The organism is Streptomyces sp. R41, from assembly GCF_041053055.1.
Classification (GTDB): domain Bacteria; phylum Actinomycetota; class Actinomycetes; order Streptomycetales; family Streptomycetaceae; genus Streptomyces.
In genome coordinates this window covers 2,521,559-2,535,266 of the sequence record NZ_CP163443.1, presented here as the reverse complement: position 1 = coordinate 2,535,266, position 13,708 = coordinate 2,521,559, and the positions used below count along the sequence as shown (strand labels likewise).

The 13,708-nt window shown below is 63.5% G+C and carries 6 protein-coding genes, 3 rRNA genes and 3 pseudogenes; 7 read left to right on the top strand and 5 right to left on the bottom strand.

Annotation, left to right across the window (positions count from 1 at the left end; translation table 11 throughout):
• Positions 1-2 precede the first annotated feature (2 nt).
• Positions 3-614 (top strand): DNA-3-methyladenine glycosylase, encoded by a 612-nt coding sequence (locus tag AB5J53_RS11925; RefSeq protein ID WP_220294613.1) that lies wholly within the window; start codon positions 3-5, stop codon positions 612-614.
• A gap of 1,083 nt (positions 615-1,697) precedes the next feature.
• On the opposite strand, the gene AB5J53_RS11920 is transcribed toward AB5J53_RS11925, so the two are convergent.
• The 3 genes from AB5J53_RS11920 to AB5J53_RS11910 form a co-directional block, all read right to left on the bottom strand.
• The gene (locus AB5J53_RS11920) at positions 1,698-2,123 is read right to left on the bottom strand and encodes a hypothetical protein (RefSeq protein WP_369245597.1); all 426 of its coding nucleotides are present in this window, start codon (positions 2,121-2,123) and stop codon (positions 1,698-1,700) included.
• Between the two features lie 589 nt (positions 2,124-2,712).
• Positions 2,713-3,072 carry a nuclear transport factor 2 family protein gene (locus AB5J53_RS11915; protein ID WP_369245596.1) on the bottom strand — a complete coding sequence of 120 codons (360 nt, stop codon included), beginning with the start codon at positions 3,070-3,072 and terminating at the stop codon, positions 2,713-2,715.
• A 25-nt stretch (positions 3,073-3,097) separates the two neighbouring features.
• Entirely contained in the window at positions 3,098-3,883 is a 786-nt protein-coding gene (locus tag AB5J53_RS11910) for an SDR family oxidoreductase (RefSeq protein WP_369245595.1), read from the bottom strand.
• A gap of 98 nt (positions 3,884-3,981) precedes the next feature.
• Between AB5J53_RS11910 and AB5J53_RS11905 the strand changes: the two genes are divergently transcribed.
• The gene (locus tag AB5J53_RS11905) at positions 3,982-4,500 is read left to right on the top strand and encodes a winged helix-turn-helix transcriptional regulator (RefSeq protein ID WP_369245594.1); all 519 of its coding nucleotides are present in this window, start codon (positions 3,982-3,984) and stop codon (positions 4,498-4,500) included.
• A 477-nt stretch (positions 4,501-4,977) separates the two neighbouring features.
• On the opposite strand, the gene AB5J53_RS11900 is transcribed toward AB5J53_RS11905, so the two are convergent.
• On the bottom strand, positions 4,978-6,006 hold the full coding sequence (locus AB5J53_RS11900; protein ID WP_369245593.1) for a recombinase family protein: 1,029 nt from the start codon (positions 6,004-6,006) through the stop codon (positions 4,978-4,980).
• A 16-nt stretch (positions 6,007-6,022) separates the two neighbouring features.
• Positions 6,023-6,499: pseudogene (locus AB5J53_RS11895) on the bottom strand (recombinase family protein); the annotation flags it as partial.
• Between the two features lie 16 nt (positions 6,500-6,515).
• Between AB5J53_RS11895 and AB5J53_RS11890 the strand changes: the two are divergent.
• From AB5J53_RS11890 to AB5J53_RS11870, 5 genes and pseudogenes are all read left to right on the top strand, one after another.
• A pseudogene (locus AB5J53_RS11890) lies at positions 6,516-6,911 on the top strand (DNA-3-methyladenine glycosylase); the annotation flags it as partial.
• A gap of 553 nt (positions 6,912-7,464) precedes the next feature.
• Positions 7,465-8,990 (top strand): 16S ribosomal RNA (locus AB5J53_RS11885).
• Between the two features lie 317 nt (positions 8,991-9,307).
• Positions 9,308-12,430 (top strand): 23S ribosomal RNA (locus AB5J53_RS11880).
• A 104-nt stretch (positions 12,431-12,534) separates the two neighbouring features.
• Positions 12,535-12,651, top strand: a 5S ribosomal RNA gene (rrf, locus tag AB5J53_RS11875).
• Together the 16S, 23S and 5S rRNA genes form the textbook arrangement of a ribosomal RNA operon.
• A gap of 203 nt (positions 12,652-12,854) precedes the next feature.
• Positions 12,855-13,646: pseudogene (locus tag AB5J53_RS11870) on the top strand (hypothetical protein); the annotation flags it as partial.
• Between the last annotated feature and the right edge of the window lie 62 nt (positions 13,647-13,708).

Sequence of the window (13,708 nt, the reverse complement as noted above, 5' to 3'; positions counted from 1 at the left end):
GCATGAACGTCATGGATCTTGCTCACCCCGCTGAAGAAGTCGCCCCCAAGCTGCTCGGTGCCATCCTCACCCACGAGACACCTGAGGGAACCGTGAGCATCACGATCACGGAGACCGAGGCGTACTCCGGTTCGGCCGACCCCGCCTCCCACGCGTACCGAGGCAGGACACCCCGAAATGCCGTCATGTTCGGACGTGCGGGACACCTGTACGTCTACCGGTCTCACGGACTCCACTGGTGCGCAAACGTCGTCACCGGGGCAGACGGCATCGCTACAGCTGTCCTCATCCGGGCAGGCAGGGTCATCGAAGGGGAAGACCTGGCCCGCGAGCGGCGAGGGGGAAAGGTTGAGAGTCCACGTCTCGCGCGGGGTCCGGGGAACTTCTGCCAAGCGCTCGGCATCACGGCAGAGCACAACGGCACAGACCTGCTGACAGGCGCCTCGGTCGCGCTGTCCGAGGGTGAGCCGGTACCCGCCGCACTCATCCGGGTCGGTCCTCGGGTAGGCGTGAGCAAAGCCCATGACTGGCAGCACCGCTTCTACCTCGCCGGTGATCCAACGGTCTCGGCGTACCGACTGAGCCCGAGAGCCAAGCCGTCCGCCGGAGCCTGAGCCGCTGTGCGCCTTGCTCGCGGCTCGCCGGTGGGTCGGCGCGGAGTTGGGTCCGAAGACGCGTGACCGCTCGCGAGCGTGGCGCGTGACGCGTTCCTGGCCGGTCGGGTGATTGTCGACGTGCGCCGACCCGGGCCGGAGAGGTGGGTGGATGACCCCTTGGTGCGTTCGTCCGCACCGCCAGGATCTCGGTCACTGTGCACAACGACGAGCAGCGAAGGGGTACATAGTCGGATGGCTGAACAGGGCTGCACCACACGGGAGGGCTCCCTAACGGGGCCCCCTCCTTCGTGTAAGGTCACTCGGCCAGGTCGCCGCCGTCGCTCCCGACTGCACGAGACCGAGTCCAAGCACAAAGCCTTGGGCGTCACCTGTGAAGAGACCGTGCCAGCCATGGCCGGTCCATCCCCGCGAAGAAAGGGAGGCACATGTCCCGCCATCCGGCGGGGGTCACTGGCGCACCCGTGTGCGCCTCACAGGAAGGAGCCACTCCCGGTGGCTATCAGCTTCGGCCATGACCGCCCGTGGGGCGCTGTCTCCCAGCACGAGTTCCTGCGCTTGACGCAAGACCCCTGACACCCGCTCACCTACCGCGTTTCCATCGGATGGGCCGACCGGCACGGACACGCAGGCTTCGGTCCCGGCCGGTTGGCCGTACTGCTGGGCAAGGACGGCAAACCGCTGTCCGAACAGAGCACGCGTAACGCGGTAGCCCGCGCCAAGGCGCTGGGCCTTGTGTCGCCCCGGTCCGGGGCCGCCTGCCTCTTGCTTCCGCCTTACCTGTTCCAGACCAGAAGGGCAAGGGTGCGCCAGCCCCCTGCCGTCTGCATCAGGACCGGTGACTACACGCCAGGCGTGTAGCCAGAGCACGTCTGGCATGCATCGGCATAGGCTTTGACCTGCGGAAACGTTCGCATCCTTTCTTATCTATTTAGCCTCCAGTGCAGTGCGGCCCTCAAGGGGCCGACTGAGGAGAGCAGCTTGGATTAACAGCAAGGGAAGTAGGGGAGCGGCAGCGCCCCGGCCGCCATGGTTGCAGCGCTCAACGACAGTGCAGCGTGGGTGGGCGGGGTGAACTGCCGGTCAGAGACCTGACGGATGGCTGGAGAGCCAGTCGGTATGCCGATCGCGTATTCGGTCCCGTTCCTCGGGCGTGGTGAGGAAGACGTCGGCGCCACCGTCGTAGGGGTGGTAGATGCGCTGCATCAGGCTGTCGGTGACGAGGACCCCTGCCACCTTGTCGTCGGCAGTGTCTCGGAGCAGCTTGTCGATGCAGCCGCGTTGCCAAGGCAACTGGGCGGCGAAGAGGTGACAGTACGTGCGGAACTCTGGCTCTGGATCGTCCTCCACCAGCAGGCTCTGCCAATAGCCTGCGTCTGGTTCGAGCAGCGGGACCTCGGGTTCGGTCGCCCAGAAGGGAGTGATCACGTACACCTCTGTGCCAGCGAACAACTCGTCGAGGACGGTGTTGAAACGCTCCAGAACGACGGCGTGCTCGCTCTCGTCCACTGCGTACCGCTTTGACTCCGGCAGGCTGTGAAAGCGGACCCAGACATCTCGATACGGGTCACGAAGCTTGTACCCAACCGGGGGGGCAGTCGGGCCATCTCTGCCGCCAGAGCTCCGTCAAAGCCGGCTGTCCGCCTTCAGGCACCTGCTGCACTCACTCTCTCGTGTACGGCCCCTTACGACGACCATGATGCCCGGCACCCGCCCACCAAGAGCAACGACTTCCTTAGGGCGGGCGGGACAGCGACAAAGGAGGGAGCGGAAGGGGCGGCCTACCGGCCGCCACGGTCGCAGTAGCCAATGACAATGCGGCCCCGGATGGGGCCGGCAGGAGCAAGCCAGTAAGACCGAGGGGGGCGCTACCGCGCCCCTGACGGGGATCTTTGAATCTCCTCACCCTGTGCTGAGGATGGCACCGGAGTTGCTCGCCTTGATTCCTCAGGCGTGCAAGTGCTGATCTGCGGGTGGATGCCCAACTTGAGGGCTGGCTCTGGGTCGGGTGGCTGGGTGGGCACGAGGGCTGGGACGGGACGGTCTGGGGTGGGTGGGGTCTCTCTCGTGGGCGGGAACAGGTGGTGCGGGAGCGGGCTCAGGGTTCGATGGCGAGGTGTTCGATGAGGTCGTCGCGCAGCGTGAACCGATAGCGGAGATCGATGGTGCCGCCGGGGAAGTTCCCTTCGAGGTGGTGTGTGGCGATGTAGTGGGCCGTGTCGGTCTCCTGAGCGTTCGTGAGGTGGATGGTGTAGGTGAATTCGGTGGCGGATCGGTCCAGCCACCGCTCAATCGCGGCGCTGCCCTGGTAGGTGTTGCCGTCGTCGATCACTGTGGCGTCGTCGGTGAACGTCGTGACCGCGGTGGCGGTGTCGTGGGCGCGGTGCGCTGTGAGGTAGCGGGTGATCACCTCGGGCAGGTCGGCCGGGGTGATGGTCCGGGGCTGGTTGTCGTGCATGACGCTCCTGATGGTGGTGGCGGGTTCAGACGGTGGGGGTGGTGCCGCCGTCGATGACGTGTTCGGCGCCGACGATGGCCGAGGCGCGGTCGGAAACGAGGAAGGCGACGAGCTCGGCGACCTCCTCGGGCCGGTTGGGACGGCCGAGCGGGATGCCTCCCAGGGAGTCCATGAGCCGGCCCAGCGCCGCTTCCTGGCTGATGCCGGCGTCGTGGGCGATCCGGGCGACGAGGTTGTCGGCGGCCGAGGTCTGGACGAAGCCGGGTGAGACGGTGTTGACGCGGACGCCGTGCGGGGCGACCTGGTTGGCCAGGCCCTTGCTGTACGTGGTCAGGGCGGCCTTGGCGGCGGCGTAGGCCAGGGTGCCGTTCCACAGCGGCATGCGGCGCTGGATCGAGGTGACGTGCACGACCGCGCCCTTGCCCGTGGCGATCATGTGCGGTAGGAGTGCGCGGTCCAGGCGGACGGCGGCCAGCAGGTTCGTGTTCAGCTCCCTGGCCCAGTCGTCCTCGCTGAGCGCGGCGAATCCTCCTGCCGGTGCCTCGGAGCCGCCGAGGGTGTTGACCAGGATGTCGACGCCTCCCACGCGGGCGTCCACCTCGGAGGCGACGTGGGCGGCGCCCTGGGCGGTGGACAGGTCGGCGGTGATGAACGTCTTCTCCTCGACGTCGTCGGGGCGGCTGCGGGCGGTGACCAGCACGGTCGCGCCGGCCTCGGCGAGCCGTCGGGCGATCGCGGCTCCGGTGCCTTTGGTGCCGCCGGTGACCAGAGCGCGTCGGCCTTCGAGGGATTCGCTGATGGATGTGCTCACGGTGTGCTCCGTTCCCGGGCGCGGGTATACGATGCGCCGTCCCGTCTCGACTGCTAAAATAGAAGCCAATAACTTCGACTTTAGCAGTAACTGAGGGGATGGTCGCCGTGGCAAGCCGGATCAGGCTGGAGGACCGGGAGTGCCCGCTGTCCACGACGGTGGAACACGTCGGCGAGTGGTGGACACTGCTGATCCTCCACGACGCCTTCGACGGCTACACCCGCTTCGACCAGTTCCAGGAGAGCCTGGGCATCTCCTCCAGCATGCTCACCACCCGGCTGAAGACCCTGGTCGCGGACGGTCTGCTGGAGCGCCGGCCCTACCAGACCAGCCCCGTCCGGCACGAGTACGTACTCACCGAACTCGGGCGCTCGCTGCGCCCGGTGATCGTCGCCCTGGCCGCGTGGGGCAATGCCCGCCTCACGCCGACGGAGCGCAGCATGATCCTTGTCGACGCGCACAGCGGCGAGGAAGTCGAGCCCGTCGTCGTCGACGCCAAAACCGGCCGCCGACTCGACGACAGCACCGCCTACGTCTTCACCGCGGGCCCCGCAGCCAGCAACGCGATGCGCAGCCGCTACGCGGCACGGCCGGCCATTCCCGCGGAAGAGGCGTAAGTGCGCCCGGGAGAGCCTCGTACAGCCTTGAGCAGGGCCGCGAGCACGGGCTGCACCTGACCAGCCTCGCGGCACCGGCTTGTCGCCGGCGTGATGCCTGCCAACCCTCCCCAGTCGTTGAGAAGTGGATCAAGTGAGGCGAGGAGCAACACCGGTCGTTTCCAGGAATCCCCATCACCCCACAGGAAGCGTCGCAAGACGCAGTTCCTTGCCGCCTTCCGCCGCTGCGAACAAGGCAGGCCAAGCCTGTGACCAGGTCATAGGGTTCGCCGTGGCGACCTGCGGCACAGCAGACGGACCCTGGAACCGTGGCGGAATCTCGGCTGCTAAGACATGGCGGCTGGCAGGCGAGCACCCACGTCAACCGCCGCGCCGCCCGTCGAGGGAACGGTCGTCCACTTGCAGTGATGACACGACGGGGCGCCTCGTAGGGCGCCCCTGTCGTTGGCTATCGTCCGCTCGGCTGTCACGCATCGCTCACGGGTTCCGGAAAGTGATCCGGCAGTGATCCGACTTGAACCCTCGGACTCCTCGCCCCCTCGGCAGGAGCTCCACCCGCTCGCAGACCTGCATGACCACCGTTCGCACGTAGTCGATCCGGTCGGGGTCTTCATAGTCCAACTCCTCCCACAGGTACTCGACGTCCCCCAGATCTACCCGCACCCGCTTCGCCGCCAGGTCGGCCAGCTCGGTCCTGATCTTCCCCAAGTCGGCATCACACCTGCCGATGCCTGCACGCATGGTCGATGCGTCGATGTCCCCTACGGCGAACATCTCCGCCAGGGCGGTACGCCTCTCGGATGTGGCCACCTCCTCGGCCAGTAGCTCGGCCTCGCGCTCCTCGTCTGCGGCATCCGTGGCCGGAGCCTGGTTCCATTCCTCGGCTCGGGAGATGACCTGCCGGACCACGTAGGCGTCAAGCGGGTCTGCTGGGCATGTGATGCACCGGCCACCCGAACAGGTGTAGATGCGGTATCGCTCGCCTGCCGCGTCCTTCCGGCTCCAACCCTGCGTAACGACGGCCTGACACTTCGAGCAGCGGACCACGCCGGACAACAGAGCCTTGCGCTTCCCTCCGCCGCCCGTGTTGCGCTCAGGGTCGCTCAGGTAGCGCGCCAGGGCCCGGAACATGCCCTCGGAGACGATCGGCTCCCAGTTGCCTGTGCCGGTTTCCTCGGTCTCCCGTACGCGTCTCCCATCCGGCTTCTCGACCCACTGGGAGTACGTCTGGATGCCCGCGTTCCTCGGCTTCAAGAGGACGCCCCGGAGGTTCGAGCTACGCCACTCCTTGCCGTGCGGCGAGAGCAGCTCGCGAGCGTTCCAGTCCTTCGCGATGGACCACAGGGAGACTCCGGCCAGGACATCCCGGTACGCCTGCCTCAGGGCTTCCGCCTCCTCCTCGCGATGCGTGCCGTCCCGCTCGAAGCCGAAGGGGCGAGTGCTCCAGAAGGGCCTGCCCGACTCCCTGCGGCGCTGATGACCGAGCACCTGACGCTCTACTCGCATCTCGGTTCTCGGTCTCGTTCTCGGCCACCGCAGCGCCGATGCGCGCAGCCAGACGACCCGAAGGAGTTGCCAAGTCCAGGACTCCCTGGGCCTGTGCGGCGGCCAGATGAACGCCGGTCTCCTCGGCCAGGTCCACCAACTCGACCAAGTCTCGTGTCGTGCGGTAGAGGCGGTCGTAGTGCCTGGCTACGACGACATCAGCCGTACCTGTACGAACCAGCTCGACCACGCGCCTCCAGCCTTCACCGCGAGCCGACACCTTGCGGCCCTCAACGACGCGGAACTTCGACGCCGAAGAGTCCTTCTCTGTGATGACCTCTACAACCGTCCAGCCGTTCCGGTCGCACAGTGCCTGGCTCAGTTCGACCTGTTGCGTGAGGTTCCCACCCTTGGACTCCTCGCCCCTCGGGGTCGGGCTGAGCCTGGCGTAGATAATCGCTCGCACTGCCTGTCTCTCCTGCTCGTCGTCGCCCTGCCGATGATGCAACGACATACATGTTCAGTGCGTTACCTACGGCATGTGGCACTGCATGAACCTGGTGTGCGGTCCGGAGGGCAGAGCCAGTGCGGTGCTGCTACGGGCCGGCGAGGTCATCGCAGGCGCCGAACGCGCCCGCAAACGTCGACTCTCAGCCCGAAATGACAAGGAACTGGCCAAAGGGTCCGCACGCCTCGCCACGGCACTCGGGGTGGACCGATCGCTCGACGGCACGGACGCCTGCGCCCCCGAGGGCTCCCCACTGACCCTCCTCACGGGCACCCCCGTCCACTCCGACCAGGTACGCAGTGGTCCTCGCACCGGCGTGGCCGGCGACGGGGGCGTCCACCCGTGGCGCTTCTGGATCGCCAACGACCCGACGGTGAGCCCTTATCGGGCCCATACGCCACGCCGTCGCTCAACTTGACGCGTCCCTGGGGGATCCGTAATGTAGCCCGAGCCGCTTGAACCGGTTACGGCGTTCAGCCAGCAGCCGAGAGTGGCCAACCCACTACCTACGACTTCCCCTCGGCGGGGGCGAGTTCGGCGTGCCTGCATGCCTGAATTCAATCTCGCGGAACTCGATTATGAGTTGCGGAGGGAATCGGTTAACGTAGTGAATGTCGAAAGGCCGCGAGGCGAAAGCACTCAAAGCCCGAATGACAGCCCGCCGACCGGGAATCGGACACGAAAGAGTCTGATAGAGTCGGAAACGCAAGACCGAAGGGAAGCGCCCGGAGGAAAGCCCGAGAGGGTGAGTACAAAGGAAGCGTCCGTTCCTTGAGAACTCAACAGCGTGCCAAAAATCAACGCCAGATATGTTGATACCCCGTCTGCCGGAAACTTCCGGTGGCGAGGTTCCTTTGAAAAAGTCCTGCCGGGCGATGCCTGGCAGGCGCACAGCGAGGACGCTGTGAACCGTTTCGATTATTCCTCGGACGGTTCCGCTCTCGTGGTGTCGTCCCGATTACGGGAAAACATTCACGGAGAGTTTGATCCTGGCTCAGGACGAACGCTGGCGGCGTGCTTAACACATGCAAGTCGAACGATGAAGCCCTTCGGGGTGGATTAGTGGCGAACGGGTGAGTAACACGTGGGCAATCTGCCCTTCACTCTGGGACAAGCCCTGGAAACGGGGTCTAATACCGGATGACACTGCGGACCGCATGGTCTGCGGTTGAAAGCTCCGGCGGTGAAGGATGAGCCCGCGGCCTATCAGCTTGTTGGTGAGGTAGTGGCTCACCAAGGCGACGACGGGTAGCCGGCCTGAGAGGGCGACCGGCCACACTGGGACTGAGACACGGCCCAGACTCCTACGGGAGGCAGCAGTGGGGAATATTGCACAATGGGCGAAAGCCTGATGCAGCGACGCCGCGTGAGGGATGACGGCCTTCGGGTTGTAAACCTCTTTCAGCAGGGAAGAAGCGAAAGTGACGGTACCTGCAGAAGAAGCGCCGGCTAACTACGTGCCAGCAGCCGCGGTAATACGTAGGGCGCAAGCGTTGTCCGGAATTATTGGGCGTAAAGAGCTCGTAGGCGGCTTGTCGCGTCGGTTGTGAAAGCCCGGGGCTTAACCCCGGGTCTGCAGTCGATACGGGCAGGCTAGAGTGTGGTAGGGGAGATCGGAATTCCTGGTGTAGCGGTGAAATGCGCAGATATCAGGAGGAACACCGGTGGCGAAGGCGGATCTCTGGGCCATTACTGACGCTGAGGAGCGAAAGCGTGGGGAGCGAACAGGATTAGATACCCTGGTAGTCCACGCCGTAAACGGTGGGCACTAGGTGTTGGCGACATTCCACGTCGTCGGTGCCGCAGCTAACGCATTAAGTGCCCCGCCTGGGGAGTACGGCCGCAAGGCTAAAACTCAAAGGAATTGACGGGGGCCCGCACAAGCAGCGGAGCATGTGGCTTAATTCGACGCAACGCGAAGAACCTTACCAAGGCTTGACATCACCCGGAAAGCATCAGAGATGGTGCCCCCCTTGTGGTCGGGTGACAGGTGGTGCATGGCTGTCGTCAGCTCGTGTCGTGAGATGTTGGGTTAAGTCCCGCAACGAGCGCAACCCTTGTTCTGTGTTGCCAGCATGCCCTTCGGGGTGATGGGGACTCACAGGAGACTGCCGGGGTCAACTCGGAGGAAGGTGGGGACGACGTCAAGTCATCATGCCCCTTATGTCTTGGGCTGCACACGTGCTACAATGGCAGGTACAAAGAGCTGCGAAGCCGCGAGGCGGAGCGAATCTCAAAAAGCCTGTCTCAGTTCGGATTGGGGTCTGCAACTCGACCCCATGAAGTCGGAGTTGCTAGTAATCGCAGATCAGCATTGCTGCGGTGAATACGTTCCCGGGCCTTGTACACACCGCCCGTCACGTCACGAAAGTCGGTAACACCCGAAGCCGGTGGCCCAACCCCTTGTGGGAGGGAGCTGTCGAAGGTGGGACTGGCGATTGGGACGAAGTCGTAACAAGGTAGCCGTACCGGAAGGTGCGGCTGGATCACCTCCTTTCTAAGGAGCATCTAGGCCGCCGAGCTTGCTCGGTGGTCCAGGGCCATTACGTCGGCACACGTTCGACGGTGGTTGCTCATGGGTGGAACGTTGATTATTCGACCGGGTTCAACGGGTCGGAGGCTGCAAGTACTGCCCCTCGGGGCGTGGAACGCATGATCTCCGGACGGGATCCGGTCGGGCACGCTGTTGGGTGTCTGAGGGTACGGCCGAATGCGGCTGCCTTCAGTGCCGGCCCCAGTGAACTCCGGGTTGTACCGGGGGTGATGGGTGGTTGGTCGTTGTTTGAGAACTGCACAGTGGACGCGAGCATCTGTGGCCAAGTTTTTAAGGGCGCACGGTGGATGCCTTGGCACCAGGAACCGATGAAGGACGTGGGAGGCCACGATAGTCCCCGGGGAGTCGTCAACCAGGCTTTGATCCGGGGGTTTCCGAATGGGGAAACCCGGCAGTCGTCATGGGCTGTCACCCATGCCTGAACACATAGGGCATGTGGAGGGAACGCGGGGAAGTGAAACATCTCAGTACCCGCAGGAAGAGAAAACAACCGTGATTCCGGGAGTAGTGGCGAGCGAAACCGGATGAGGCCAAACCTCAAGCGTGTGAGACCCGGCAGGGGTTGCGCTTGGGGGGTTGTGGGATCTCTCTTCTGTCGTCTGCCGGCGACAGGACGAGTCAGAAACCGTTGATGTAGGCGAAGGACATGCGAAAGGTCCGGCGTAGAGGGTAAGACCCCCGTAGTCGAAACGTCAACGGCTCGTTTGAGAGACACCCAAGTAGCACGGGGCCCGAGAAATCCCGTGTGAATCTGGCGGGACCACCCGCTAAGCCTAAATATTCCCTGGTGACCGATAGCGGATAGTACCGTGAGGGAATGGTGAAAAGTACCGCGGGAGCGGAGTGAAATAGTACCTGAAACCGTGTGCCTACAAGCCGTGGGAGCGTCGCGCATTGAGTTTACTCAGTGCGTCGTGACTGCGTGCCTTTTGAAGAATGAGCCTGCGAGTTTGCGGTGTGTTGCGAGGTTAACCCGTGTGGGGAAGCCGTAGCGAAAGCGAGTCCGAATAGGGCGGTATAGTAGCGCGCTCAAGACCCGAAGCGGAGTGATCTAGCCATGGGCAGGTTGAAGCGGCTGTAAGAGGTCGTGGAGGACCGAACCCACCAGGGTTGAAAACCTGGGGGATGACCTGTGGTTAGGGGTGAAAGGCCAATCAAACTCCGTGATAGCTGGTTCTCCCCGAAATGCATTTAGGTGCAGCGTCGTGTGTTTCTTGCCGGAGGTAGAGCACTGGATAGGCGATGGGCCCTACCGGGTTACTGACCTTAGCCAAACTCCGAATGCCGGTAAGTGAGAGCGCGGCAGTGAGACTGTGGGGGATAAGCTCCATGGTCGAGAGGGAAACAGCCCAGAGCATCGACTAAGGCCCCTAAGCGTACGCTAAGTGGGAAAGGATGTGGAGTCGCACAGACAACCAGGAGGTTGGCTTAGAAGCAGCCACCCTTGAAAGAGTGCGTAATAGCTCACTGGTCTAGTGATTCCGCGCCGACAATGTAGCGGGGCTCAAGCGTACCGCCGAAGTCGTGTCATTGCAGCAATACTCCCAACGGAGGCTGTGATGGGTAGGGGAGCGTCGTGTGCCGGGTGAAGCCGCGCCGGAAGGCAGTGGTGGACGGTTCACGAGTGAGAATGCAGGCATGAGTAGCGATACACACGTGAGAAACGTGTGCGCCGATTGACTAAGGGTTCCTGGGTCAAGCTGATCTGCCCAGGGTAAGTCGGGACCTAAGGCGAGGCCGACAGGCGTAGTCGATGGATAACCGGTTGATATTCCGGTACCCGCTGTGAAGCGTCAAACATCGAGCCCATTAATGCTAAGACCGTGAAGCCGTCCCGGACCCTTCGGGGAAAGGGAAGTGGTGGAGCCGTCGGCCCAAGGTGGTAGTAGGTGAGTGATGGGGTGACGCAGGAAGGTAGTCCATCCCGGGCGGTGGTTGTCCCGGGGTAAGGGTGTAGGCCGTGCGGCAGGCAAATCCGTCGCACATCAAGGCTGAGACCTGATGCCGAGCCGATTGTGGTGAAGTGGATGATCCTATGCTGTCGAGAAAAGCCTCTAGCGAGTTTCATGGCGGCCCGTACCCTAAACCGACTCAGGTGGTCAGGTAGAGAATACCGAGGCGTTCGGGTGAACTATGGTTAAGGAACTCGGCAAAATGCCCCCGTAACTTCGGGAGAAGGGGGGCCATCACTGGTGAGAGGACTTGCTCCTTGAGCTGGGGGTGGCCGCAGAGACCAGCGAGAAGCGACTGTTTACTAAAAACACAGGTCCGTGCGAAGCCGTAAGGCGATGTATACGGACTGACGCCTGCCCGGTGCTGGAACGTTAAGGGGACCGGTTAGTCACTCTTCGGGGTGGCGAAGCTGAGAACTTAAGCGCCAGTAAACGGCGGTGGTAACTATAACCATCCTAAGGTAGCGAAATTCCTTGTCGGGTAAGTTCCGACCTGCACGAATGGCGTAACGACTTCTCGACTGTCTCAACCATAGGCCCGGTGAAATTGCACTACGAGTAAAGATGCTCGTTTCGCGCAGCAGGACGGAAAGACCCCGGGACCTTTACTACAGTTTGATATTGGTGTTCGGTTCGGCTTGTGTAGGATAGCTGGGAGACTGTGAAGCATTGGCGCCAGCCAGTGTGGAGTCGTCGTTGAAATACCAGTCTGGTCGTGCTGGATGTCTAACCTGGGTCCGTGATCCGGATCAGGGACAGTGTCTGATGGGTAGTTTAACTGGGGCGGTTGCCTCCCAAAGAGTAACGGAGGCGCCCAAAGGTTCCCTCAGCCTGGTTGGCAATCAGGTGTTGAGTGTAAGTGCACAAGGGAGCTTGACTGTGAGACCGACGGGTCGAGCAGGGACGAAAGTCGGGACTAGTGATCCGGCGGTGGCTTGTGGAAGCGCCGTCGCTCAACGGATAAAAGGTACCCCGGGGATAACAGGCTGATCTTCCCCAAGAGTCCATATCGACGGGATGGTTTGGCACCTCGATGTCGGCTCGTCGCATCCTGGGGCTGGAGTCGGTCCCAAGGGTTGGGCTGTTCGCCCATTAAAGCGGTACGCGAGCTGGGTTTAGAACGTCGTGAGACAGTTCGGTCCCTATCCGCTGTGCGCGTAGGAGTCTTGAGAAGGGCTGTCCCTAGTACGAGAGGACCGGGACGGACGAACCTCTGGTGTGCCAGTTGTCCTGCCAAGGGCATGGCTGGTTGGCTACGTTCGGAAAGGATAACCGCTGAAAGCATCTAAGCGGGAAGCCTGCTTCGAGATGAGGACTCCCACCCCCTTGAGGGGTTAAGGCTCCCAGTAGACGACTGGGTTGATAGGCCAGATCTGGAAGGCGGGCAACCGCTGGAGGTGACTGGTACTAATAGGCCGAGGGCTTGTCCTCAGTTGCTCGCGTCCACTGTGTTAGTTCTGAGACAACGACCGTTGTCGGCTTTGAGCAGAACATTCAATTGAAGAGTGTGCTTGTTCGCTCGAAACCATTAGGGTTTCGGTGGTCATAGCGTGAGGGAAACGCCCGGTTACATTTCGAACCCGGAAGCTAAGCCTTACAGCGCCGATGGTACTGCAGGGGGGACCCTGTGGGAGAGTAGGACGCCGCCGAACAATCTTTGGAGGACCTCTGGTCCCAGCGACTCGCTGGGGCCAGAGGTCCTTTTTTGTTTTTCCGAAGCGCGCCGGGTACCCGGCTGCGCGAGAATGACTTGCGGTACCGAAGACAGGAGTCACCCATGTCCACCAACTCTCCCGATGAGCGACCCGAGCGCGACCAGCGCCGCCGGGACAGTGGTGACCGCGGCGGCTACCGCGGGGGCCCCCGCCGCGACAACGACCGGGGCGGGTCTGACCGGGGCGGCTTTGGCCGGCGTGATGACCGCCGCGACGGTGATCGAGGCGGCGACCGCGGCGGCTTCCGTCGTGATGACAGCCGTCGTGATGACAGCCGTCGTGATGACAACCGTGGTGGCGGTGGCTTCCGTGGCCGTGATGATCGGCGCGAGGGCGATCGCGGCGGTCGTCCGCCGTTCCGCCGCGACGACCGCCCCAGCGGGCCGCGTCGAGACGACCGTCTCAGCGGGCCGCGTCGCGACGACCGCGACAGTGACCGTGGCTTCCGCCGTGAGGGCGACCGCCCGGCCGTCCGTCGTGACGATGCCAGTCGCCCGCGCCGCGATGACGACCGCGGTGGGTTCCGTCGTGATGACCGTCGTGACAGCGGTGATCGCGGTGGTTTCCGTCGCGACGACAACCGTGGTGGTGGCGGCTTCCGTCGGGACGACAGGCGTGATGACCGGCGTGATGATCGTCGGGGCGATGACCGTGGTGGTTTCCGTCGTGATGACCGTCGTGACAGTGGCGATCGTGGTGGGTTCCGGCGTGACGACCGTGGTGACCGCGGCGGCTTCCGGCGTGACGACCGTCGCGAGGGCGACCGGCCGGCCGTCCGTCGTGATGACAGGCGCGACGACAGGCGGGACGACCGCCGCGACGATCGTCGGGGCGACGACCGAGGCGTCCGTCGCGACGGGGACCGTCCGGCCTTCCGCCGCGACGACCGTCGTGACAGCGGTGATCGTGGTGGCTTCCGCCGTGACGACCGCAGGGATGACCGGCGTGATGATCGTCGGGGCGATGACCGTGGTGGTTTCCGTCGTGATGACCG